Below are 23534 nucleotides of genomic sequence, written 5' to 3'. Positions count from 1 at the left end.
CGACCGCCGCAGGCACGGCGGAGGCGGGCACGGCGGAGGCGGGCGCGCCGTGCCCCGACCGCGTTATGCGCAAAACTATGGACTTTATGCAGGCGCGCCGCGATAATGCATGCACACGCCCTGTGCCATGGGCTTGCGCTGCAGACCCATGGCACAGGGCGTTGCCACGCGTGCGGCCGGCCCACAAGGCTGCGCACCGCACCTGCTGGCCCGACCTCCCAACGCCGCCTGTGACCGGGCGGCGTTTGTCCTTGTATTGCGGTTTTCCGTCCACGAAAGCAGATCCATGCGCCAAGAAAGCGACTTCATCGGAGTCAAGACCATCCCCCCCGCGGCCTACTGGGGGGTCCACACCGCCCGCGCGGTGGAGAATTTTCCGATCACCGGCCACACAGTGGCCCAGATGCCCGAACTCATTCGCGCCTTTGCCTTTGTCAAGAAAGCCGCAGCCCACGCCAACCTGCAGCTCGGCGCCATCAACGCCACCCAGGCCAGTGCCATCGCCCAGGCCTGCGACGACCTGATTGCCGGCCAGTTGCACGACCAGTTTGTCGTCGACGTCATCCAGGGGGGCGCCGGCACCTCCACGAACATGAATGCCAATGAGGTGATCGCCAACCGTGCCCTCGAGCACCTGGGACTGCCCAAAGGCCGCTACGACGTGCTCCACCCGAACGACCACGTCAACGCCTCGCAAAGCACCAACGATGCCTACCCCACAGCGCTCAAGCTCGCGACCTGGTTCGGCATCCAGGAATTGCTCCAGGCCCTGGCGGGCCTGCGCGGCGCCTTCGAGGGCAAGGCGCGCGAATTCGCCGCCACCCTGAAGATCGGCCGCACGCAGCTGCAAGACGCCGTGCCGATGACGCTGGGCCAGGAATTCGCAGCGTTTGCCAGCATGGTGGCCGACGACGAAAAGCGCCTGCGCGCATCGGCCTATTTGATGACCGAGGTGAACCTCGGCGGCACGGCGATCGGCACCGGCATCAACGCGCCCGTGGGCTACGTGGACGCCGTGATCCCCAAGCTCGCCGAACTCTCGGGCGTGCCCGTCACCGCGGCGGCCGACATGATCGCGGCCACGTCCGACACCGGCGCCTTCGTCGACATCTCGGGCATCCTGAAGCGCATCGCCAGCAAGCTCTCGAAGATCAGCAACGACCTGCGCCTGCTCTCGTCGGGCCCGCAGGCCGGCGTGGGCGACATCCGCCTGCCCGCGCGCCAAGCCGGCTCGTCGATCATGCCGGGCAAGGTCAACCCGGTGATTCCGGAAGTGATGAACCAGGTGTGCTTCGAGGTGATCGGCAACGACGTCGCCATCACCATGGCGTCCGAAGCCGGCCAGCTGCAGCTCAACGCGTTCGAGCCGCTGATGGGCTGGGCGCTGCACAAGAGCCTCACGCACCTGGCGAGCGCCTGCCGCACGCTGCAGGTCAACTGCGTCGAGGGCATCGAGGCCAACCACGCGCTGCTGGACCTGCGCATCGCCGAGTCGATCACGCTGGTGACGGCGCTGAACCCGATCATCGGCTACGAAAAAGCCGCCTCCATCGCCAAGGCCGCCATGGCCAGCGGCAAGACCATCGCGGTCACCGCCGAAGAACTCGGCATCATGGGCCAGGCCGAGATGCGCCAGCTGCTCGTGGCCGAGAAGCTCACCCAGGCCGGCGCGCTCAGCGCCGCCTGATCGGCCACAGCGTCCGCCCCGGGGCGCTGCCCTGCGTTTCAGTAATGCGGCGGCAGTTCGTCGCGCAGGTTGCGCGGCGCGGCGCTGCCGCCCTCGGGCATCTGGTGGCGCAGGCGCTGCACTTCCTGCAGCAGCGCGTCGATCTGCTGTTGCTGGCGGTACACCAGCAGGTTCAACTGCTCCAGCAGGTCGTCGCTGTAGCTGGCCTTGATCTCGAGCTCGGTCAGGCGCTGGTCGGTGTCGTGTGTGGGGTCCATCGCGCGATTGGACCGCAACGGGGCGCAGGTTGCGGCGCCGCCCATCAAATACCTGCAAAAAGAGCCGCGAACGCTTGACGGTCAAGCGCTGGCAGCTCTCGATGCATGAGCATGCGCGCGCCGGCGCGGCGCTCACTCCTCCTGCGTGCGGATGGTCTCGCGGGCGTTCTTGTCCTTGGCGCGGCCCAGGTCGGTGTCGAGCGCGCGCACCAGCTTGTCGACCGCGCCCGTGAAGGCGTCGGCCACCTTGTCGGCATCGGCCGTCACGGTGACGGGCTGGCGCCCGGCGGGCCGCGCCTCAATGCGGCAGCGCTTGTCGTTGGCGCCGGTCTTGCCGGCGGCCACGTCGGTCAGAAAGACCTCGGCGCGCGTGACGTGGTCGCGAAAGCGGGTCAGGCGCGCCGTGGTCTCTTCCTGGATCCAGCGGGCCAGCGACTCGCCGCCCTGGATGTTGTCGTCGGTGTGCACCTGTACTTGCATGTTGGCTCCTTTGCATGGTCCGGCCCGCAGGCCGGGGGTGAAATCATGGACCCGCGGTCCATGCCATCATGCCTGCACCGTACCCGCAGCGCTTGACGCGCGTCAAATGCGGCGGCGGTGCCCCGCACGGGTGCGCGTGAATGCGCGCCGCCTTCCTACAGCCGGGGCGCGCCAGCGGTGCTACAAAGGCGCATGCCCGCTTCCCGTCGCCTCAAGATTGGCCTGTCGGCCTGCTTCCAGCACGCCGATCCCTCCCGCTCCCTGTTCACCGGCAAGACGCTGCAGTACGTCGAGCAGTCCGTCGCGCACTGGATCATGTCGGCCGGCGCCCTGGTCGTGATGGTGCCCTGCCCGACGGGCGAGACGGCGCGCGGCGACGTCACGCTGGCGCACTACGCCGACTGGCTCGACGGCGTCGTCATGCACGGCGGCGCCGATGTCTGGCCCGGCAGCTATGGCGAGGCGCCGCTGCGCGCGGCCTGGGAGGGCGACCGCGTGCGCGACCTCTACGACCTGGCCGTGGTCGAGGCCTTTGCCCAGGCCGGCAAGCCGATCTTCGGCATCTGCCGCGGGCTGCAGCTGATCAACGTGGCCTTTGGCGGCTCGCTCTACCAGGACATCGAGACGCAGCGCCCCGGCGCGCTGCAGCACCGCAACGCCAGCACCTACGACCAGAATTTCCACGATGTGGAGTTCGTTCCCGGCTCGCGCCTGGCACAGCTCTACCCGGGGGTGCGGCGCGCACGCGTCAACAGCATCCACCACCAGGGCATCAAGCGGCTGGCGCCGGATTTCGAGATCGAGGCCTTCAGCCACCCCGACGTCGTGCCCGAGGCCATCCGCCGCCGCGCCGCCCCGGGGCGCGGCTACATCGCCGCCACCCAGTGGCACCCCGAGTTCCACCGGCTCGGCGCCGACACGCTCGACGACACTGCGATCCTCAACGACTTCCTGGCCGCCTGCAGCGCCGCCAAGGTGCGCCCGCCTCCGCCCGGCCGGAGTCCGCTGCACATCCGCGACCGCGCCACGCGCCTGCTGCGCCAGGCGCTGCTGCGGCGCCACTGAGCGGCTCGGAGTTTTGTGTCTTTTTGGCCTCCAGCCCTTACTGGAAAAGCGCCAGAAGCTATTGAAACGGGAGCACACGACAGCGGTCGGCCCGGCACCGGGCCGGGCTACGCGCCCGCCAGGGGCTCGGCGTCGCCGAAATGCTGCTGCACCAGCGTGCGCAGCAGCTGGCTGGCGTAGCGGCTGAGCTGCGTGCCGGGGCGCGCCTTTGGCACCGCGAGCACCAGGCGGTTGCGGATCGCCGGCGCCACCATCGCGGCCACGTGCAGCGTCTGCGGGTAGATCCAGGCGCGCGTGGCGCTCAGCGGCAGCACCGTGTCGGCCACGCCGCGCGCCACCAGCGACAGCACGGTCTGCACCGAATCGACCTCGGCCACCATCTTCAGCTGCATGCCGCGCGGGCGCGTGTAGCTCTCGAGCAGCTGGCGCAGCGCATGCGGGCCGCGCGGCATGACCAGGCTGCGCTGCGCCACCGCGGCCAGGCGCACCTTGGGCGGCAGCGGCTCGGTGCTGATCAGCACCATCGGCTCGCGCACCAGGGTTTCGGTCTGCAGCTGGGGCGAATGCGGCGGGTCGAACAGCACCGCCAGGTCCACGCGCCCGGCCACCAGCCATTCGCGCAGGCGCAGGCTCAGGTTCTCCTCGACCGTGATCGCGGCGTCGGGGAACTGCTGCAGGAAGCCCTGCACCAGGTCGGCCGTGAGCACGTGCGCCACGCGCGGCGGCAGGCCGATGGTCAGGCGCCCGCGCGGGCTGCGCTGGCGCTCGGCCATGTCGGCGCGGGCCTGCGCGGTCAGCTCGAAAATGGCGCGCGCGTGGACCAGCAGGGCCTCTCCCGAGTCAGTGGGCGTGGCGCCGCGCCCCGTGCGCTCGAGCAGCCGCTGGCCCAGTTCCTCTTCGAGCAGCAGCACCTGGCGGCTCAGCGCGGGCTGCGACAGGTGCAGCGCGGCCGCGGCGCGGCTGAAGCTGCCGGCCTCGGCCACGGCGACGAAATACTGCAAGCGCGTCAGGTCCATCGAAGCTCCAGGAAGGTGCATGGCCATGCATTTTACGGATAGCTGGTATAGACCGACGGCAGAACGCGGAACGCCGATCGCGGCCCACAATCGGCCATCGATTTTCTGCCGCCCGCGATGACACCCGACACCCAGCCCCCCGTTCTGACCTACCTGCCGCAGCCGAGCACACCGACGCTGGCCTTGCCGGCGGGCGCCTGCGACAGTCACGTGCATGTGTTCGGCCCCGCCGCCGAGTTCCCTTACGCCGCATCGCGCGGCTTCACGCCGGCCGACGCCGGCAAGCAGACGCTGTTCGCGCTGCACCGCCAGATGGGCATTGCGCGCTGCGTGATCGTGCAGTCGGCCGTCCACGGCTTCGACAACCGCGTGGTCGAAGACGCCATCGCCGCCGGTGGCGGCCACTACCTGGGCGTGGCCCTGGTGCCCGCGGCCGTGAGCGACGCCGAGCTGCTGCGCCTGGCCGAGGCCGGGTTTCGCGGCGTCCGCTTCAACTTCATGAAGCACCTGGCCGCGTCGGCCAGCGTGGAAAACATCGTCGCCCTCACGCCGCGCCTGGCCGCCGTGGGCATGCACCTACAGGTGCACTTCGAGAGCAGCCTGGTGCACAGCCTGGGCCCCGCGCTCCAGCGCAGCGCCGTGCCGGTGGTGATCGACCACATGGGCCGCGTCGACGCCACGCAGGGCGCGGAGCACCCCGACTTCGCGGCGCTCGAGCAGCTGCTGCTCGGCGACGCGCGCTTCTACGTCAAGGTCAGCGGCATCGACCGCATCGACCCGGCCCCGCCCTATGCCCAAGGCATCGCGCTGGCGCGCCGCCTCGTCGCGGCAGCCCCCGAGCGCTGCCTGTGGGGCTCCGACTGGCCGCACCCCAACCACACCCACGTGCCCGACGACGGCCAGTTGGTCGACAGCCTGGCGGCCATCGCGCCCACGCCCGCCGCGCTGCAGGCGCTGCTGGTCGACAACCCGCAAAAACTCTACCGCTTCGGCGCCCTGGGCGCCGCCGCTCCTATCCTTTGATGCACTGCCGAGACCTGCCATGACCTTCGATGCCTCCACCCCCGTCAACCCCCAGGGCCGCCTGGCCGGCAAATCGGTCTTCGTGACCGGCGCCGGCTCGGTCGGCGCCGGCTGGGGCAATGGCCGCGCCATTGCCGTGCGCTTTGCGCAAGAGGGCGCGCACGTGTTCGGCGTCGACCGCGACGCCGACCGCCTGGGCGAAACCGCTGCGCTGATCGCGCAGGCTGGCGGCCGCTTCACCGCGGGCGCCTGCGACGTGACGAGCAGCGCGTCCATCGCTGCCGCCATCGCCGCCTGCGTGGCCGAGTTCGGCCGCCTCGACGTGCTGGTGAACAACGTCGGCGGCTCGGCCAAGGGCGGCCCGGTCGAGATGAGCGAGGAGGTGTGGGACGCGCAGATCGACCACAACCTCAAGAGCGTGTTCCTGACCTGCAAGCACGCGCTGCCGCACATGCTGGCGCAGGGCAGCGGCAACGTCATCAACATCTCGTCGACCTCGGGCCTGCGCTGGACCGGCGCGGCGCAGATCGCCTATGCCGCGACCAAGGCCGGCGTGATCCAGTTCTCGCGCGTGCTCGCCGTGCAGTACGCGCAGCAGGGCATCCGCGCCAACACCGTGGTGCCGGGCCAGCTGCACACGCCCATGGTCGAGGTGCGCCTGGCCGGCCAGCGCGCGGGCGGCGACGTCGAGGCGCTGCTGCGCGAGCGCCAGGCGCGCATTCCGCTGCCCTTCATGGGCGACGGGCGCGACACCGCGAACGCCGCGCTGTACCTGGCCTGCGACGAATCGCGCTTTGTCACCGGCACCGAGATCGTGGTCGACGGCGGCATGTCCGTGCGCTGCGGCTGAACGCTTTTTTCTTCCCCTCACCCCCATAGGAGACACCCATGACTTCCATGCACCTTGCGCGCCGCGCCATGACCCTGGGCCTGGCGGCCGCCGCGCTGGCCGTCTCGGGCGCCGCGCTGGCCCAGCCCAAGACGACGCGCATCATCGTCGCCTTCCCGCCCGGCGGCCCGGTGGACTTCGTGGCGCGCACGCTCTCCGAGCAGCTGGGCAAGGAACTGGGCCACACCGTGATCGTCGAGAACAAGGCCGGCGCCAATGGCGCCATCGCGGCCGACTTCGTCTCGCGCGCGGCGCCTGACGCGCAGACCCTGTGGCTCACCAGCGTGGGCGCCGTGGCCATCAACCCGGCCCTGTACCCCAAGCTGTCGTACAAGCCGGCCACCGACCTCACGCCCGTGTCGCTGGTGGTCAACAACGTCGAGGTGCTGGTGGTCAACGCCAAGGCGCCCTACCCCAGCGGCGCCGAGTTCGTCGAGGCCGCCCGCCGCGCCACGGCCCCGCTGACCATGGCCTCGTCGGGCACCGGCAGCGTGCCGCACCTGGCGATGGAGCTGCTCAACGAGCACGCCCAGATCAAGCTCATGCACGTCCCCTACAAAGGCGCGGCACCGGCCATCACCGACGTGATCGCGGGCCACGTCGACGGCTTCTTCGGCGACATCCCGGGCCTCGTCGGCCACATCGCGGCCGGCAAGCTCAAGCCCATCGGCCTGGCCGCCGCCAAGCGCCACCCGCGCTTTCCCGACGTGAAGACCTTTGCCGAGATGGGCATCCCCGGCGTGGACTCGGACAACTGGTACGCGCTGTTTGCCGCCAAGGGCACGCCCGCGGCCGACGCCGAGCGCGTCAGCCAGGCCGTGCGCCGCGCGCTCGCCACGCCCGCCATCAAGGCCAAGCTCGAAGCCTCGGGCGCCGAAGTGGCGGGCTCGACCCCGGCCGAACTCGCCAAGGTGCTGGCCAGCGACAGCGACAAATGGGCCCGCGTCGTGCGCGCCAACAATGTGACCCCCGACTGACCGAGAAACCCCTGATGAGAATCGACCCCATCCTGCCGGGCACGCGCCCGGAACTGGCTGCGCAAGAGGCGCAGATCCTGGCCGAACGCGGCCGCATCTCGGTGCTGTACCAGGCGCTGCTCAACAGCCCGCCGATCGCCCACGGCTGGGAGCAGATGCTCTCGGCCGTGCGCAACCGCAGCAGCCTCGACGCGGGCCTGCGCGAGCTGGTGATCCTGCGCGTGGCGGTGCTCAACCGCGCGCCCTACGAGTTCGATGCGCATGTGCCGCACGCGCTCAAGGCCGGCACGTCGCAGGCGGCCATCGACGCCACGCGCAGCCCCGCGCTGCCGGCCGATGCGCCCTGGACGCCGGCCGAGCGCGTGGCGCTGCAGCTGACCGACGCCATGACGCGCGACATCGACGTGCCCGACGCCCTGTTCGAGCAGGTGCGCGCGCACTTTGATGCGCAGGGCCAAGTGGACCTGTGCGCCACCATCGGCGCCTACAACATGGTGTCGCGTTTTCTCGTCGCCTTGCAGATCGGACATTGATGCAGCCCCACGCCCACCCCACCGACTTTCTGCTGCTGCAGATCGGCTGGCCCGAAACCAGCGCGGCCGATGCCGCCCAGGCCGAACAGGCGACCGGCACCGTCCAGGCGGCGCTGGCGCACAGCCCGCTGGGCCTGCGCGTGCAGCGCAGTGCCTGGTCGCCTGCGCTGCGCAGTGCCTACCTGTACTGCGCGCTGGCGCAGCGCACCGCGCTCGCCGCCGCCGACCTGGCGCCGCTGCAGGCCACGCTCGAAAGCGCCCTGCCCGGTGCGTGCGAGGTCCTGCTGTCGCGGCTGGAGCTGGTGTTCGAGCGCGCCGGCCATTCGAGCGGCGCGGTGCCGACGGCGCACTATGTCGTAGAGATGGACCCCGAGGACGGCTGGATGCCCGAGATTGCGCGCTGGTACGACGGCGAGCACATGCCCGGCCTGGCTGCCGTGCCCGGCTGCATCCACGCGCGACGCCTGCTCAACCACGATCACGGCCCGCTGTCGCTGGCCTGTTACGACCTGGTCACCGCAGAAGCCCTGGGCTCGCCCGCCTGGCTGGCGGTGCGCGCCACGGCCTGGAGCGACACCACGCGCCCGCATTTCACCAACACCCAACGCACCATGTTCCGGGCCCTGGCAGCGCCCTGAGCCCGCCGGCCGCACCCGCCGCGCCGCACGCGGCAGTGGTGCCGGCGCCGCAAAGAAGGCAAACTCTCCCCGCCCCACCGCCACATCCGGGGCCCAAGGAGAACGCCATGTACCAACGGATCCTGGTGCCGATCGACGGCAGCCCCACCTCCCTGCAGGGCCTGGCAGAGGCCATACGCCTGGCACGCCTCACGGGCGGCCAGCTGCGCCTGCTGCACATGGTGGACGCACTGTCGCTGACCCTGGGCATGGGCGCCTATGGCGCCTTCAGCGGCGACGTCTATGACGCGCTGCAGAAAGAGGGCCAGAAAATCCTGCAGGACGGCCACCAGCAGGCGCTGGCGGAAGGGATCGCGGCGGACACGGCCATGGAGGAAGGCGTGCGCAGCCGCTTGGCCGACCTGGTGCTGGAGCAGGTGAAAAAGTGGCCGGCAGACCTGGTGGTGCTGGGCACGCACGGGCGGCGCGGCGTGGGCCGCATGCTGCTGGGCAGCGATGCCGAGCAGGTGGTGCGCACCTGCCCCGTGCCGGTGCTGCTGGTGCGCGGCTCGGACGCCGTGGCGCCGGACTGAAGCCCCTCGGCCGCCGCGCCCGCGGCTTCAGTGGTGGTGGCCGTGCTCGCCGTGCACGTGGCGGTGGGTGACCTCTTCGGCCGAGGCGGCGCGCACCGCCACCACCTTGCAGGCAAAGCGCAGCGCCTGCCCGGCCAGCGGGTGGTTGCCGTCCAGGTGCACCTCGGGGCCCTTGATCTTGACGACGTGGAAGACCTGCGGCTGCCCGTCTTCGCCCACGCCTTGCAGCTGGCCGCCGACCTTCACGCCGGGCGGGAACTCACTCTTGGGGATGGTGCGCACGAGCGCCTCGTCGCGCGCACCAAAGGCGTCCTCGGCCGACAGGTCGAGCGTGGTGGCAAAGCCTGCGGCCTGGCCTTCGAGCGCGGCCTCGACCTTGGGGAAGATGTTCTCGTAGCCGCCGTGCAGGTAGGCCAGCTTGCCCGCGTCGAGCGGCTTGCCCTGCGGGCTGGTGACGGTGTAGGCCAGGGTGACGGCGGTGTCTTTGGTGATGTTCATGCAGCGTGATCTCTGTCGGAACCGGGCCCCGCGCGGGCCCGGAAAATGGCAGCCGGTATTGTCGCTCAGGCGCCCGGCACCTCGTCCTCGGTCTGCCCGGGGTAGCGCGCAAAGCGCCGCGGCGCGCTGCCGTGCACCGGGTCGGCCTGCGGCCAGGGCCAGCCGCCGAACTGGGTGCGGCGGTAGTCCTGCAGCGCCTGGGCAATCTCCTGCTGCGTGTTCATGACGAAGGGGCCGTACTGCACCACCGGCTCGCCAATCGGGCGGCCCTGCAGCAGCAGGCATTCCACCGGCGTCCCGCCGGTGTTGACCAGCGGCAGGTCCTGCCCGGCCGCAAGCTCCAGCGCGGCGTGCGCATGCACCGCTTCGCTGCCGATGCGCAGGCCTTCGCCGGCAAAGAAGTACAGCATGCGGCGCGTGCCCTGGCCCTGCGCGGCCGGCAGCGGCCACTGCGCGCCCGGCGCCAGGTGCAGCGTCCAGATCGCCACATCGGAGCCGGGGTGCGCGGCCCACGACTCGGGCGGCGGCGCCAGCGGCGGCGGGGCGCCGGGCAGCGCGCCGGCCACCACCGTGACGGTCGTGGCGCGGCCCTGCGCGTCGTGGTGCACCAGGCGCGGAATGCGCTCGTTCCACAGCATGGTGAAGTGCGGCTCCACCAACTTCTGGCGCGCCGGCAGGTTCAGCCAGACCTGGAACAGCTCGAGCGGGTTGGGCGCGGCATCGTTGAGCAGCGGGAACATTTCCGAGTGCTGGATGCCCTTGCCCGCCGTGACCCACTGCACATCGCCGCCGCCAAAGCGCGCGGCCGCGCCGAGCGAGTCGGAGTGGTCGATCAGGCCGCGCCGCACCAGCGTGACGGTTTCAAAGCCCCGGTGCGGGTGGCCCGGGAAGCCGGGCACGGTGTCGCCGTGGTACATGCTCCAGCCGTCCTTGCGGCTGAAGTCGCTGCCGATGGCGCGGCCTTCCAGCGCCACCGCCGGCGCCATGGCGCCGTTGCCCGCGGGGTAGGCGTCGTCGTGGTGGGCACAAAACAGAAACGGATCGAGCGTGGGCCACAGCGGGCCGAGCGGCTCGGCGTGCAGGATGGGAGAGGTCATGGCAAGGCTCCTGGGAGTGAAATCGCCGCCGCGCAGGTGCGGCGGCCAAGCGGCGGGTACAGCCCCAGATGGGCGCCGGGGGCACAAAAGAAAAGGGCCGGCACTGGAACAGTGTGTTGCAGCCGCGCCTGCGCGGCGCCCCGCTCCGGGCGCCTTGTTTTTATGCCAAAAGCGGCGAAAACGCAGGCCCAGTCAGCGCTGGCAGCTCTCTTTTTTGATAGCGCAGCCGCATGGCCCTGCGCCCCGCCGCGGCCGGCGCGGGGCGCGGCCGTCTCAGTGCGCTGGCAGCGCATCGCGGCCCGTGGCCGGCGCGCGTTGTTGGTAGGCCAGCACGTGGCGGATCTTGCGGGCCAGCGCGTCCTGCGTGTAGGGCTTGCCCAGCAGATCGACGCCCGCGTCGAGCCGCCCGCCGTGCACGATGGCGTCCTGCGCGTAGCCCGAGGTGAACAGCACGGCCAGGTGCGGCAGGCGTTCGCGCGCGCGGCGCGCGAGCTCGGGGCTGCGCAGGCTGCCGGGCATGACGACATCGGTGAACAGCAGGTCGATCGGCACGCCCGAGTCGACGATGGCCAGCGCAGAGGCCGCATCGCGCGCCTGCAGCACCTGGTAGCCCAGCTGCTGCAGCAGCTCGACCACGGTGGCGCGCACGCCCTCGTCGTCCTCGGCCACCAGGATGGTCTCGCTGCCGCCGGCCCCTTCCTGCGCCGGCGCCGCCAGCGCGGGGGCCTCGTCGTCGAGGCTGCGCGGCAGGAACAGCTTGACGGTCGTGCCCTGGCCGAGTTCGCTCAGCACCTTGACATGCCCGCCCGACTGCTTGGCGAAGCCGTAGACCATCGACAGCCCCAGGCCCGTGCCCTTGCCTTCGGACTTGGTCGAGAAGAACGGCTCGAAGGCCTTGAGCAGCACCTCGGGCGCCATGCCGCTGCCGGTGTCGGTGACGGCCAGCAGCACGTACTGCCCCGCCGCCAGGTCGGGATGCTCGTGCACATCGGCCTCGTCGAGCACGGCATTGCTCGCCTCGATGGTCAGCCGCCCGCTGCCGTTCATCGCGTCGCGCGCATTGAAGGCCAGGTTCAAGAGCGCGTTTTCCACCTGCGTCGGGTCGACCAGCGAATTCCACAGCCCCTCGGCCACCAGGGTCTCGATCGCGATGTTCTCGCCCAGCGTGCGGCGCAGCAGCTCCTCGAGGCCGGTGACAAAGCGCCCGAGGTTGACGGTCGTGGGCGCGAGCGGCTGGCGGCGCGAGAACGCCAGCAGCTGGTCGGCCAGCTTGGCGGCGCGGCGCACGGCGGCGAGCGCGCTTTTCACATAGCCCTGGGGCTTCTCCTGCCCGGCCACCGCGCGCCCGAGCAGCTGCAGGTTGCCCGAGATGACCTGCAGCAGGTTGTTGAAGTCGTGCGCCACGCCGCCCGTGAGCTGGCCGATGCTCTCCATCTTCTGCGCCTGGTGCAGCGCCGCCTCGGTGCGCTTGAGCGCCTGCGCGGCCTCGCGGTCCGCGGTCACGTCGCGCCCGACGGCGTGGACGAAGCCCACTTCGGGCACCGCCGTCCACACCAGCAGACGGTAGTTGCCGTCCTGGCACCGGTAGCGGGTTTCAAAGCGGAAAGTGGTGATGCCCTGCGCCAGCTTGGCCATTTCCGCGTGGGTGGCTTGCAGGTCGTCGGGGTGCACGAACTCGAGGAAGTTGCGCCCCACCAGATCGGCCTGCGGCCAGCCCAGCAGCGTCGTCCAGGCCGGGTTGACCGAGACCATGCTGCCCTCCAGGTCGCACACCAGCATGACGTCGGTCGAGAGGCGCCACATGCGGTCGCGGTCGGCGGTGCGCGCGGCAATCTGCTGCTCAAGGTGGTCGTTGAGGTGCGCCAGCGCCCGGGTAGTGCGCTTTTGCTCGTCAATGTCGGTGTTGGTGCCCACCCAGCGCGTGATGCGCCCCGCGGCATCCCGGATGGCCTGCGCGCGCGCGATGTGCCAGCGGTAGGCGCCATCGGCGCGGCGCAGGCGGAACTCGACCTCGTAGGGCGTGCCGGCGCGCACCGCGCCGCTCCAGTGGCGCAGCGCCGCGGGCAGGTCGTCGGGGTGCACCAGGGTCTTCCAACCGCCTTCCTGCAGCGCGGGCAAGGGCAGGCCGCTGTACTGCGTGACGATGCCGTTGAACCAGTCGAGCGCGCCGTCGGGCCCGGCGGCCCAGACGTGGTTGGGCATGGCCTGGGCAAATTCGCGCAGTTGCCGCTCGTTGGCACGCACCGCGGCCTCGGCCTGCACGCGCGCAGTCACGTCGGCGCCTTCGACAAAGATGCCGATCACCTGGTCGTTCTCGCCGCGCACCGGCTGGTAGACGAGGTCGACATAGCGCTGCTCGGGCGCGGCATTCGGGATGCGCTGCAGCAGCGCTGGCATGGACTGCGCAAAAAAGGCCTCGCCGCTGGCAAAGACCTGGTCGAGCCGCTCGAAAAACCCCTGGCCTTCGACGTCGGGCACCGCCGTGCGCACCGGTTTGCCCATCACATCGCGGTGGCCGATGAGCTGCATGAAAGCCGGGTTGGCCATGTCAAACACATGCTCGGGCCCGTGCAGCATGGCCATGAAGCCCGGGGCCTGGGCAAACATGCGGTGCAGGCGTTCGCGCTCGCTGCTCACGCGGCGCTGGGCGCGCACTTTGGCGGTGGTCTCGATGACGATGGCCAGCACGCCGGCGGGGACGCCCCGGGCGTCCAGAATGGGCGAGTAGTCAAGGTCGGTCCATAGCTGCTCGCTCTGGCCGGTGCGGTGCAGCCAGAACTCCCGGTCCTTGTACGACAGCGTCTCGCCCGCGAGGCATTTCTCCAGCACCTGGTGGTTGAAGTCGCTGACCTCGGGCCAGGCCTGGCGCACCGGCTGGCCCAGGATCGCGGGGTGGCGGTCGCCCGAGAACGCCGCGTAGCCGTCGTTGTAGATCAGCACGCCTGCGGGGCCCCAGAGCATCACCATCGGCACCTTCGAGCGCAGCATCAGCGCGATCGGCGCGGTCATGTCCACGGGCCAGTCCTGCAATGGCCCCAGGGCCGTGGCGCTCCAGTCGAAGGCCACCACCAGTGCGGCCATGCGCCCGCCCGCCACGAGAAAAGGCGGCACGGAACCGCTACCGTGGAAATTGCTGGATTTTGTAACGTCGTGCATACGCACCTTTATAGCCCCTACCCGCCCACCGCGTGCGGCCGGGCGAAGTGGGCGCGTGCCCAACGCATGAATTCGGGGCCGCGCTGCGGGTGCTGCGGGCGCCGCCGCGGGCCTGGTGCGCGGGAGCGGCCTTCAGCGGCCCACCACCGACCAGCCCGCCTGCTGGTTGGTCTTGTCGTTCTCGTACTCCCAGGCCGTGCCGCAGCGGTCGCACACGTAGCGCGTGATGGTGACCTCGCCGTGGTCGCGTTCTTCCTTGCGGTTGCCGCGCTGCACCAGCTCGGCATGGCCGGGCGCACGGCGCCAGTTGCGCTGGATGCCGGCGCACGCGTCGCACAGCTCCATCTTCTTGAGTTCGCTCTGTCGAGCCAGGTCCTTGGTCATGGTGGGATGTGGAGGGTGAGGGATGGAAGGGTGCGCGCCCGGCGCTGCCAGGCGTGGCGCGGGGGGCTACTGTAACGAAGCCGGCGGCCCCGCGCCGGTCTCAGGGCCAACCTCGGCTGCCGGCCCGCTCAGGGCTGCTTGCTGACCAGCTCGACCACCAGGCCGCGCTCCGTCACCGTCATGCGCCCGGGCTGCAGGCCCAGGCTGTCGGCGAGCGCCAGGTCCTTGGGCTGGAACTGGTGCAGCACCACCTCGCGCAGCGCCTGCTGTGCCAGCTGCGGCGCCAGGCCGCTGAGCAGCTGCGCGGCCTGCGCGGGCAGGCCGTCGAACTGCAGCGCATGCACCTGCAGCTCGTAGGCGCGCACCGTGTGGTCGCTTGGCTCGTAGCGCAGCGCAAAGTCCAGGTCCAGCGTGCCGTCGTAGGTGCGGCGCAGCGCCGCGCCCTGGGCCTGCAGCGCGACCACGGCGTTGATGCGGTTGCGCTCGGGCCGCAGCGCCAGGCGCGGCGCCTGCAGGTTCAGCTCGACCAGGCCAGCCACGGGATAGCTGCGCGGAAAGCGCTGCGCGAGCTTGTCCTGCAGCGTCTCGAGCGACAGCGTGACGCTGCGCGGCAGCGCCGGCCCCGTGCACGCGGTGGCGGCCAGCGCCAGGCCCAGCGCCGCGCTGGCGAGCCAGTGGCGGCGTGGCAGGGCGCTGCGGGACGGGAAAGAGGGGGCGGACCAGTGCATGGCGCCGATTGTGCGGCAGGCGCCTGTGACGGGCTGTAAGGCCCGCGCACGGCGGCGCCGCACCGGTTCCGGCCTGCTATGCCTTTGTCTGATATCTGGTATCCGCCGACAGGGCTCACCGCTTGCGCGGCGCCATCCGAGAATGCGGGCTTTGGGCGCACCCGGCCCTGCCACCGCCGCCGAGCAGCTCCGTCCCTTCCCTTTCCTGAACCCCGCCATGCCCCTGCACTTCCCGACTTCCTTGCGCCTTGCCTCCCTCGGTGGCGGCCTGCTGGCCGCCCTGGCCTGCGACACCGCTGCGGCACAGACACCGGCCGCCGGCGCCGACTACCCCACGCGGCCCATCAAGCTCATCGTGACCTTCGTGCCCGGGGGCGGGGCCGACATCGTGGGCCGCTACATCGCCCAGGGCCTGACCAACGCGCTGGGCCAGCCCGTGGTGGTGGAAAACAAGGCCGGCGCGGGCGGCCTGATTGGCGTGGAGGCGGGCCTGGCCGCGCCGGCCGACGGCTACACCTTCACGCTGATCTCGGCGAGCTACACCGTCAACCCCAGCCTCTACAAGCTCAAGTTCGACCCGGTGAACGACATCACGCCGGTGGCCCAGATTTCGGCGGGCCCGCTGCTCGTGGTCACGCACCCCGACTCGGGCTTCCACAGCATGAAGGACATCGCGCAGGCGGCCAGGGAGCGCAAGGGCCACCTGACCTATGCCTCGTCGGGCAAGGGCAGCGCGCTGCACCTGGCCGCCGCCGAATTCGCCAACCGCGCCGACGTGCAGATGAACCACATCCCCTACAAGGGCGGCGGCGCGGCACTCAACGACATGCTGGGCAAACAGGTGGACGTGTACTTCGCCGCCACGGCCAGCGCGCTGCCGCACGTCAGCGCGGGCAAGCTGCGGGCGCTCGCCGTCACCACGCCCAAGCGCCTGAGCGCGCTGCCCCAGGTGCCGACGATTGCCGAGTCGGGCTACCCCGGCTACGACGTCACGCTGTGGTACGGCCTGATCGGGCCCAAAGGCCTGCCGGCGCACATCGTCCAGCGCATCAACACCGAAGTGAACAAGGTGCTGGCCCTGCCCGCCACGCCGAAGAAATTCCAGGCCGACGGCGCCGAACCCGCGGGCGGCAGCCCGGCGGAATTCAAGGCGCTGATCGCCCAGGAAATCGCCACCTGGACCCAGGTGGTGAAACAGCTGGACGTCAAACCCGACTGACCCGCGCAGCACCCCGTCCGGGGTGCGCATCCCCCAACCACAAATAACCACAAATCACAGGAGTCCTGATGACCGAACCCCTTTACCTCACGCGCCGCACGCTGCTGGCCGCCGGCGCGGCCGCGGCCCTGCCCGCGACCGTCGTGCACGCCCAGAATGCGGCCTGGCCCTCCAAGGGCCGCACCGTGCGCTTCATCGTGCCGTTCGTGCCCGGCGGCACCTCGGACATCGTCGGCCGTGCGGTCACCCATGAACTCACGCGCATCCTCGGCACCACCGTCATGGTGGACAACAAGGCCGGCGGCGGCGGCATCCCCGCGATGCTCGAGACCGCGCGCGCACCGGCCGATGGCTACACGCTCATCCAGGGCCACGTGGGCTCGCTGGCGGTGAACCCGTTCATCTACAACAACCCCGGCTACGACGTGAACAAGGACTTCGTTCCCGTCACGCTGTTCGTCAAGGTGCCGAGCCTGTTCGTGGCCCACCCCAGCGTGCCCGCGAAGAACCTGCAAGAGCTGGTCGAGTACAGCAAGAAAAACCCGACCGAACTCAACTACGCCTCGGCCGGCAACGCCAGCGCCGGGCACCTGGCGATGGAATACCTCAAGCTCACCACGGGCTTGAAGGCCACGCACATTCCCTACCGCGGCACCGGCCCGGCGCTCAACGACCTGATGGCCGGGCGCATCCAGCTGTTCTCGGCGGGCACCCCGGCGCTGGGCACGCACATCAAGAAGGGCACGCTGCGCGGCATCGCCACCGGCACCAAGGCGCGCCTGCCGTCACTGCCCCAGATGCCCACCGTGGCCGAGTCCGGCTACCCGGGCTTCGAGTCGGTGCAGTGGTACGGCATGCTGGCCCCCGCGGGCACGCCGCCCGACGTGGTCAAGCGCCTGCAGCTGGCCTGCGCCGCCGCGCTCAAGTCGCCCGCCGTCGCAGAGCGCTTTGCGCACGAAGACGCGGTGCCCGGTGGCGAAACGCCAGAGCAGTTCGCCGCGTTCATCGCCAGCGAGCAAAAGCGCTGGAAGGACATCGTCGCCAAGGCGGGCATCCGCGCGGACTGATCTCCGCGCACCCGGTGGCGCCGGGCGGCGCGCCGTGAAGCGCCGCACAATGGCCCTTCGCGCCGACCGGCGCCAACCCGGAGACCTGCCGCCATGCCCACCCCGCCGTCCCTGCCCCCGAAGTCCGCCGCCGATCCGCGCATCGCCGATGTGCTGGCGTTCTGGCTCGGCGCCGAGGTGCCCACCGACGCCAGCGCGCTCACGCGGCAAAGCCTGTGGTTCACGAAGTCGGACGCGGGCGATGCCGACATCGCCCGGCGCTTTGGCGCGCTGGTCGACGAGGCGCTGGCCGGGCGCCTCGACACCTGGGCGCGCGGCCCCTGGGGCAGCCTGGCACTCGCCATCGTGCTCGACCAGTTCACGCGCAACGTGCACCGCGGCACGCCCCGCAGCTTCGCCGGCGACGCGCAGGCGCTGGCCCTCGCGCTGCAGGCCATCGCCGAAGGCCACGACCGCGCCCTGCCCACCGTGGCGCGCACCTTTCTGTACCTTCCGCTCGAGCACGCCGAAGACCCAGCGCTGCAGGCACGCAGCGTGCAGGCCTTCACCGAACTGGCCGCCGAGGCCACGCCGCACACCCAGGCGCTGCTGGCCAGCGCGCTCGACTACGCGCGCCAGCACCAGAACGTGATCGCGCGCTTCGGCCGCTTTCCGCACCGCAACGCGATCCTCGGGCGCGAGAGCACGGCCGAAGAGCGCGCCTATCTGGCGCAGCCCGGTGCGGGCTTCTGAAAATACCGTGAAATCAGCCGCAAACGCTGATGTACAGAGCGCTGACAGCTATTAAATTTGATGATGCCGCGGCGCCACCAGGCGCGTTTGGCACGCCTTATGCGGCGCGGTCCAACGCCTGCAGCCCACCGCCCGGCCCGCTCAAACCGAGCAGGCGCGCATGCGCCGCATCGCTCCAGTCCACCGGCTGCTGGTTTTTGGCCTGCAGGTAGTGGTCGGTGAACACGTCGAGGTAGGCCTCCAGCGTCTGCGCCGCGTGGGTCTCGCCGGCGAGCTCCAGGCACAGCGCCGCCACCTCGGACGTGCACAGGTGCTCGGCGCAGCGCGAGCGGCGCAGGCGGTAGCGCGAGAGCTGCTCGGGCCGCAGGCTGAGCACCGGCAGCCGGTCGAGGTACGGGCTCTTGCGGAACATCTTGCGCGCCTCGGGCCAGGTCGCGTCGAGCAGCACGAACAGCGGGCGCCGGCCTTCGGGCACCGCCGGGCCGCTCGGGGCGGTGCACGCTGGCACCTCGGTCACCACGCGCGGCGGCGCTACGAACTCGCCCGGAAACACCAGCACCGGCTGCCACTGCGGGTCGGCCAGCAGGGCCAGCAAGGCCGGATCGACCTCGGTGCGCGCCCAGCCAAACGCAAAGGTGTCGGCCACCACGTCGGCAATCAGCCAGCCCGTGTTGCTGGGCTTGAGCGGCTCGATGTCGGCCATCAGCAAACACACGCCGGCGCGCGTCGGCACGGGCGGGCGCAGCGCGCACAGGCAGTGGCTCGCGGCCACGCGGCACCCCGCGCAGCGCTCGACGCGCGAGCCGCCGCGCGCCAGGAAGGGCTTGGCGCTGCGCGCCAGCCGTTCGGTGCGCAGGCGCGACACCGCGTGGCCCACGGCGGCGCTGGGGGTGGCGGCGTCGGCCACGCTCACCGGCCGCCCGCGCATTCGAGCTCGAACAGCGGCACCTCGGCCTGGCGGCTCAGCCACATACCGCCGCCCAGCTCGATGAAGCCGTTCGAGAGGCCGCGCCGGTACAGCTGCGCACGGTGCCGGAACAGGCGCGGGTCGGTCAGCGTCTCGTCGAGGATGTCGCGCTCCCAGTCCTCGCGCGAGACCGCCTCGACGTAGAGCGCGCCCCGGCACAGCGGCGCCAGGTTGCGCAGCGCCCGCTGCAGGTCGGCCGCGCTCAGGTAGGGCAGCACGCCCTGGCAGATGACGAAGTCGAACGGCTCGGCCGATTGGTAATCGACCACCGAGCCGCGCTCCCAGCCAAAGCGCTCGCACAGGTATGCGCTGTATTCGACGCCATGGAACGACGCCAGCGGAAAATGCCGCGCGACCACGTCGCGCCACAGCCCGATGCCGCAGCCCACGTCGAGCACGCGGCGCACCGGCACGCGCAAATACTTGAGGTAGCTGCAGACGAAGGCGCCCAGCCGCTCGACGTGCTCGGGGTCGACCACGCTGGTCTTCTTGTCGAAGTAGTAGCGCTGGTAGTACGCCTCGTCGAACCACTGGTCACTCGCAGATTGCACGCATGCTCCTTGTCGGCCGGCCCCGGAATGGGGCCGCAGGCCGGCAAGTATGGCCCAGCCGGCGCCGCCATGGGGTGCTGCGGTATTTGCGGTGTTTTTGGGCGCCAGCCCAGGTGCTGCATACGCTGACAGCTATCAATTTTGCTGTCACTGCCGCGGCGTCGGCCCCGGCGCGGGCCACCTGCGGGCCCTGCCAGGGGGTCTTGGCTGAGCGCTCAGAAGCGCAGGCAGATCTTGCCGAAGTGCCTGCCGGCCTTCTGGTGGGCGAAGGCCTCGGCCATCTGCTCGAGCGGGTAGCTGCTGTCGATCACGGGGCGCCAGCTCCATTGCTCCAGCGCGCGCACCATGTCCTGCTGCTGCTCGCGGTTGCCGACGATCAGGCCTTTGAGGGTTTGCTGCTTGCGCATCAGCTCCGCCGTGGGCACGGCGCCGGCAAAGCCGGTGAGCACGCCGATCAGCGCGATGTGGCCGCCCGGCGCACAAGCGCGGATGGACTGGGGCAGCGTGGCCGGACCGCCGACCTCCACCACCAGGTCGACACCGCGCCCGCCGGTGGCGGCCAGGACCACATCGCCCCACTCGGGCTGCTCCAGGTAGTTGATGACGGTGTCGGCGCCCAGCTGCAGCAGGCGCTGCTTCTTGGCTTCGCTCGACGTGGTGGCAACCACGCGCGCACCCATGGCCTTGGCCATCTGCAGCGCAAAAATGGAAACACCGCCCGTGCCCAGCACCAGCACGGTGTCGCCGGGCTGCACGCGGGCGTCCACGACCAGGGCGCGCCAGGCCGTGAGGCCGGCCGTGGTCAGCGTGCCCGCTTCCTCGTGGCTGTAGCCCTGGGGCGCATGGGTGAAGGCGTTGACCGGCATGTTGACCTGCTCACGCGCAAAGCCGTCCAGGCCGTCGCCGGGCACGGTGGCAAAGGTGGAGGGCACGTTGCGGCCCGACTGCCAGTGCGGAAAGAAGCAGGACACCACGGCATCGCCCACGGTGAACTCGGTCACACCCGCGCCCACGGCGGTCACCACCCCGGCGCCATCGGCCATGGGAATGCGGCCATCGGCGGCACGGGCGTTGCCCGCCACCACCCCCAGGTCGTGATAATTGAGCGAGCTGGCATGGATGCGCACCTGGATTTCGCCCGCCAAGGGCGCGCCGGGTGCGGGCAGGTCGACCAAGTGCAGGCGATCGAGGCCGCCAGGGTGCTGGAGCTGGATGGATTTCATGGCTGTCCTTCAATCGGTCGCAGAAGAAAAACGGATGCCGGTACTGCCTGTGGCTGGCCCCTGTGGTTGTGACAAGGGCCAGTGACCCAACCCGGCCTGGCCTGCGACCCGCGCCAGGCGGCGCAGGCCACTTCGAGCCTGCTTCAGGCCGCCTTGGGCGGCCGGTGCAGCGCGCAGATCTTGTTGCCGTCCGGGTCGCGCAGGTATGCCAAATACAGCGTGCCGCCCGGGCCTTCGCGAAAGCCCGGCGGGTCTTCGCAGGGGGTACCGCCATTGGCAATGCCTGCGGCGTGCCAGGCGTCCGCCTGCTCGATGGACTGCGCGGTGAAACCGAGCGTGCTGCCATTGCCGTGGCATGCCGAATCGCCATTGATGGGCGTTGTGATGGCAAAGGTGTTGCCCCCGCTGCGGTAGAAATAGCGGTTCTTGTTGGCAAACCCTGGGGCGATGCCCAGCGTGCCCAGAAGCGCGTCGTAAAACGCCTTCGACTTTTCCAGATCGTTCACACCCACCATCACATGACTGAACATCGATTTCTCCTTGGTTGACCCGATACGGGCGAAATGCAAGCGCAGGCGATGTTACGGGCGCAGCGCTGTCTTTGCATGGACGCACGCGACAGCACCCAGCACATGCCCAGGGCGGGCGTGCCGTTGGGGTGCTGGACCGGCGGAAAGGAGGTGGGCGGAATGCGGGCTACCGGCGGGTGGGGTGGCGAGGACGAAGCTTGGCCCCTGGCCTGAACGCCCGGCACGTCCTTACTGGGTGGTGGAATCCATCATGGGCTTCGGCATCGGCATGGGCTGCTGCGCGGAGTCCGCATTGTCATAGCGCATCGTGTGGGCCCTGCCGCCCAGCGGGGCCGGCACGTTGTACCACTCGCCATCGCGCGGCATCTGTGTGGGCGCGGCCTGGCGCGATGCGATCAGATCGGCGATGACGGCTTCTCTGGTGAGGGGGGTATTGGCGTTTTGCGCTGTGTTGGCGCTTTCGGTGTCTGGCGGCGCTGCGATGGCGCCGGAGGCAGCGGCCAGCACAACACTGGCGACCGCGAATGTGCAGTACGTGTTCATGGCATTTCCTTGTAGTTGATTGAGCTGCAATGCGCCCACACCCAAGCCAAATGCCCAGCGCTAGGCGCTTTTTCGACGAAGTGTTGTTGCCATTGGCCTTCGTCGAACCTAGCAAGCTACTCTGCCCGCTGTCTCTGGATACACCGTCCTGTGCAACACATACTTCCGCGAAGTAAATATTGGCGCGAAGACGCATGCTCTGTGCGGGCCGGCGGTCGGCATCCGGCTCCCAACCCATATTCACCGCACAAAGCGCGGCGAATAAACCCATAATCGCCGCATGTGGACCGACAAACCGCCCCGCCGCCGCACCTACCTCTGGCAGCGACCCGACTGGCCCCGGTGGCGCTGGGATGCCGCGGCCCTGGCCGCGCCGCTGGCCCAGGTGCACCGCGCACAAGGCCATCTGGCGGGCCGCATGGCAGAGCTGGGGCTGGCGCAGCGCGACCAAGCCACCCTGCAGGTGCTGACACAAGAAGTCATCACCACCAGTGCCATTGAGGGCGAGCGGCTGGACCTGGACGCCGTTCGCTCCTCCGTGGCCCGCAAGCTGGGCCTCGACATAGGAGCCCTGGCCCCCAGCGACCGGCATGTGGACGGCGTGGTGGACGTGGTGCTGGACGCCACCCGCAACTTTGACCAGCCCCTGACACCCGAGCGCCTGTTTGGCTGGCATGCGGCGCTGTTCCCCACCGGCTACAGCGGGCGCACGCGCATCACCGTGGCCGCATGGCGCACCGACGCCAGCGGCCCCATGCAAGTGGTGTCCGGCCCCGTGGGGCGTGAGAAGGTGCACTTTGAAGCCCCGCCCGCCGCCACCCTGCCCGCGCAAACCCAGGCCTTTTTTGACTGGTTTGAGGCCGTCCCGGCGGGCGACGCCCTCATCAAGGCCGGTTTGGCCCACCTGTGGCTGGTCACCCTGCACCCTTTTGACGACGGCAACGGCCGCCTGAGCCGCGCCGTGGGCGACATGGCGCTGGCCCGCGCCGAGGGAACACATCAACGTTTCTACAGCTTCAGCGCCCAGATACAGCGCGAGCGCAAAGACTATTACGACCAGCTGGAAGCCACCCAAAAAGGCCCCTTGGACGTCACCCCGTGGCTGCATTGGTTTCTGGGCTGCCTGCTGCGCGCCGTGCAAGGTGCAGACGCCACGCTGGCGGGCGTGCTGGACAAAGCCCAGTTCTGGCAGCGCTGGGCAGGCACGCCCATGAATGCGCGGCAAACGCTGGTGCTGAACCGCGTGCTGGACGGCATGGAGGGCAAGCTGACCAACGCCAAGTGGGCCACGATTGCCAAATGTTCATCGGATACGGCGCTGCGGGATATCAGCGACCTGCTGGAGCGCGGCGTGCTGCGCAGGCTGGAAGGTGGGGGGCGGAGTATTGGGTACGAGCTGTGTGCAAAATAGGCCGCAATCCGCTGTGAGATAAGCGCAAGCAGCTAGCAATACATGAGCAACACGGCACACCACACCTTCGAAACGCCCGAGTAGCTCCACGCATGGCTGCAGGCCAACCACGCCAGCGAGACTGATCTATGGGTGCGCATCTTCAAGAGAAGCCACCGGCCGGCCCAGCGTGACAGGGGAGGACTGCTTGGTGGCTGCCATCGCCGGGGGCTGGATCGACGGATACGCAAGTCTATGGAGCGCACCTCGCTGCTGCACCGATTTACGCCGCTCGCGCTCTCAATTGGGCGC

At 70.1% G+C, this 23534-nt stretch carries 25 protein-coding genes; 12 read left to right on the top strand and 13 right to left on the bottom strand.

The genetic code is table 11. From position 1 onward, the window contains the following. Positions 1-286 precede the first annotated feature (286 nt). A complete protein-coding gene (locus B2J86_RS09500; RefSeq protein WP_173025359.1) occupies positions 287-1687 on the top strand; it encodes an aspartate ammonia-lyase in 1401 nt (466 codons plus the stop codon). Between the two features lie 38 nt (positions 1688-1725). Here the strand turns inward: B2J86_RS09500 and B2J86_RS09495 are convergent, their stop codons facing one another. Both B2J86_RS09495 and B2J86_RS09490 read right to left on the bottom strand, forming a co-directional pair. Continuing rightward, entirely contained in the window at positions 1726-1944 is a 219-nt protein-coding gene (locus B2J86_RS09495) for a SlyX family protein (protein ID WP_169170506.1), read from the bottom strand. Between the two features lie 132 nt (positions 1945-2076). Then, positions 2077-2424 (bottom strand): HPF/RaiA family ribosome-associated protein, encoded by a 348-nt coding sequence (locus B2J86_RS09490; RefSeq protein WP_169636233.1) that lies wholly within the window; start codon positions 2422-2424, stop codon positions 2077-2079. A 192-nt stretch (positions 2425-2616) separates the two neighbouring features. Between B2J86_RS09490 and B2J86_RS09485 the strand changes: the two genes are divergently transcribed. After that, the gene (locus B2J86_RS09485) at positions 2617-3489 is read left to right on the top strand and encodes a gamma-glutamyl-gamma-aminobutyrate hydrolase family protein (protein WP_169170504.1); all 873 of its coding nucleotides are present in this window, start codon (positions 2617-2619) and stop codon (positions 3487-3489) included. 107 nt (positions 3490-3596) lie between these two features. On the opposite strand, the gene B2J86_RS09480 is transcribed toward B2J86_RS09485, so the two are convergent. Beyond that, the gene (locus B2J86_RS09480; RefSeq protein ID WP_169636232.1) at positions 3597-4505 is read right to left on the bottom strand and encodes a LysR family transcriptional regulator; all 909 of its coding nucleotides are present in this window, start codon (positions 4503-4505) and stop codon (positions 3597-3599) included. 117 nt (positions 4506-4622) lie between these two features. Here B2J86_RS09480 and B2J86_RS09475 point away from each other — a divergent pair, with 117 nt between their 5' ends. From B2J86_RS09475 to B2J86_RS09450, 6 genes are all read left to right on the top strand, one after another. Next, complete coding sequence (locus B2J86_RS09475) at positions 4623-5528, top strand: amidohydrolase (RefSeq protein ID WP_173025358.1); 906 nt, start codon at positions 4623-4625, stop codon at positions 5526-5528. Between the two features lie 19 nt (positions 5529-5547). Then, positions 5548-6378, top strand: coding sequence for an SDR family NAD(P)-dependent oxidoreductase (locus B2J86_RS09470; protein ID WP_173025357.1), 831 nt, complete (start codon positions 5548-5550; stop codon positions 6376-6378). A gap of 38 nt (positions 6379-6416) precedes the next feature. After that, positions 6417-7394: a tripartite tricarboxylate transporter substrate binding protein gene (locus tag B2J86_RS09465; protein ID WP_173025356.1), complete on the top strand. Its 978-nt coding sequence runs from the start codon at positions 6417-6419 to the stop codon at positions 7392-7394. A gap of 14 nt (positions 7395-7408) precedes the next feature. Then, on the top strand, positions 7409-7927 hold the full coding sequence (locus B2J86_RS09460; RefSeq protein WP_169170499.1) for a carboxymuconolactone decarboxylase family protein: 519 nt from the start codon (positions 7409-7411) through the stop codon (positions 7925-7927). Further along, positions 7927-8565, top strand: coding sequence for a hypothetical protein (locus B2J86_RS09455; protein ID WP_206042718.1), 639 nt, complete (start codon positions 7927-7929; stop codon positions 8563-8565). The genes B2J86_RS09460 and B2J86_RS09455 overlap by 1 nt, the downstream gene beginning before the upstream one ends. A 107-nt stretch (positions 8566-8672) precedes the next feature. Continuing rightward, entirely contained in the window at positions 8673-9137 is a 465-nt protein-coding gene (locus tag B2J86_RS09450) for a universal stress protein (RefSeq protein WP_169636227.1), read from the top strand. A gap of 27 nt (positions 9138-9164) precedes the next feature. Here B2J86_RS09450 and B2J86_RS09445 read toward each other — a convergent pair whose 3' ends face one another. From B2J86_RS09445 to B2J86_RS09425, 5 genes are all read right to left on the bottom strand, one after another. Next, a complete protein-coding gene (locus B2J86_RS09445; RefSeq protein WP_169636226.1) occupies positions 9165-9635 on the bottom strand; it encodes a peptidylprolyl isomerase in 471 nt (156 codons plus the stop codon). A 65-nt stretch (positions 9636-9700) separates the two neighbouring features. Next, positions 9701-10732 carry a pirin family protein gene (locus B2J86_RS09440; RefSeq protein WP_169170496.1) on the bottom strand — a complete coding sequence of 344 codons (1032 nt, stop codon included), beginning with the start codon at positions 10730-10732 and terminating at the stop codon, positions 9701-9703. Positions 10733-11005: 273 nt separating this feature from the next. After that, positions 11006-13843, bottom strand: coding sequence for a PAS domain S-box protein (locus B2J86_RS09435; protein WP_371736350.1), 2838 nt, complete (start codon positions 13841-13843; stop codon positions 11006-11008). A 177-nt stretch (positions 13844-14020) separates the two neighbouring features. Continuing rightward, complete coding sequence (locus tag B2J86_RS09430; RefSeq protein ID WP_169170494.1) at positions 14021-14272, bottom strand: hypothetical protein; 252 nt, start codon at positions 14270-14272, stop codon at positions 14021-14023. Positions 14273-14400: 128 nt separating this feature from the next. Continuing rightward, positions 14401-15000 (bottom strand): DUF1439 domain-containing protein, encoded by a 600-nt coding sequence (locus tag B2J86_RS09425; protein ID WP_254068023.1) that lies wholly within the window; start codon positions 14998-15000, stop codon positions 14401-14403. Between the two features lie 217 nt (positions 15001-15217). Between B2J86_RS09425 and B2J86_RS09420 the strand changes: the two genes are divergently transcribed. The 3 genes from B2J86_RS09420 (at position 15218) to B2J86_RS09410 (ending at position 18018) form a co-directional block, all read left to right on the top strand. Next, a complete protein-coding gene (locus B2J86_RS09420) occupies positions 15218-16219 on the top strand; it encodes a tripartite tricarboxylate transporter substrate binding protein (protein ID WP_173025355.1) in 1002 nt (333 codons plus the stop codon). A 68-nt stretch (positions 16220-16287) separates the two neighbouring features. Further along, positions 16288-17286 carry a tripartite tricarboxylate transporter substrate binding protein gene (locus B2J86_RS09415; protein WP_173025354.1) on the top strand — a complete coding sequence of 333 codons (999 nt, stop codon included), beginning with the start codon at positions 16288-16290 and terminating at the stop codon, positions 17284-17286. 93 nt (positions 17287-17379) lie between these two features. Continuing rightward, positions 17380-18018, top strand: a complete 639-nt coding sequence (locus B2J86_RS09410; protein ID WP_173025353.1) for a DUF924 family protein — start codon at positions 17380-17382, stop codon at positions 18016-18018. A 97-nt stretch (positions 18019-18115) separates the two neighbouring features. Here B2J86_RS09410 and B2J86_RS09405 read toward each other — a convergent pair whose 3' ends face one another. From B2J86_RS09405 to B2J86_RS09385, 5 genes are all read right to left on the bottom strand, one after another. Beyond that, positions 18116-18946, bottom strand: a complete 831-nt coding sequence (locus B2J86_RS09405) for a tRNA-uridine aminocarboxypropyltransferase (protein WP_173025352.1) — start codon at positions 18944-18946, stop codon at positions 18116-18118. Then, positions 18928-19536: a class I SAM-dependent methyltransferase gene (locus B2J86_RS09400; RefSeq protein WP_173025351.1), complete on the bottom strand. Its 609-nt coding sequence runs from the start codon at positions 19534-19536 to the stop codon at positions 18928-18930. The genes B2J86_RS09405 and B2J86_RS09400 overlap by 19 nt, the downstream gene beginning before the upstream one ends. A gap of 215 nt (positions 19537-19751) precedes the next feature. Beyond that, a complete protein-coding gene (locus B2J86_RS09395) occupies positions 19752-20759 on the bottom strand; it encodes an NAD(P)-dependent alcohol dehydrogenase (protein WP_173025350.1) in 1008 nt (335 codons plus the stop codon). 143 nt (positions 20760-20902) lie between these two features. Next, the gene (locus tag B2J86_RS09390) at positions 20903-21289 is read right to left on the bottom strand and encodes a VOC family protein (RefSeq protein WP_169170699.1); all 387 of its coding nucleotides are present in this window, start codon (positions 21287-21289) and stop codon (positions 20903-20905) included. 228 nt (positions 21290-21517) lie between these two features. Continuing rightward, the gene (locus tag B2J86_RS09385; RefSeq protein ID WP_173025349.1) at positions 21518-21832 is read right to left on the bottom strand and encodes a DUF4148 domain-containing protein; all 315 of its coding nucleotides are present in this window, start codon (positions 21830-21832) and stop codon (positions 21518-21520) included. Positions 21833-22112: 280 nt separating this feature from the next. On the opposite strand from B2J86_RS09385, the gene B2J86_RS09380 reads away from it, so the two are divergent. After that, entirely contained in the window at positions 22113-23243 is a 1131-nt protein-coding gene (locus tag B2J86_RS09380; protein WP_173025348.1) for a Fic family protein, read from the top strand. Positions 23244-23534 lie beyond the last annotated feature (291 nt).

The sequence above is a fragment of the Acidovorax sp. SRB_14 genome, assembly GCF_012932145.1.
GTDB lineage: Bacteria > Pseudomonadota > Gammaproteobacteria > Burkholderiales > Burkholderiaceae_C > Simplicispira.
Note: the sequence above shows the minus strand (reverse complement) of the source record. Positions and strands in the feature narration are given on the sequence as shown.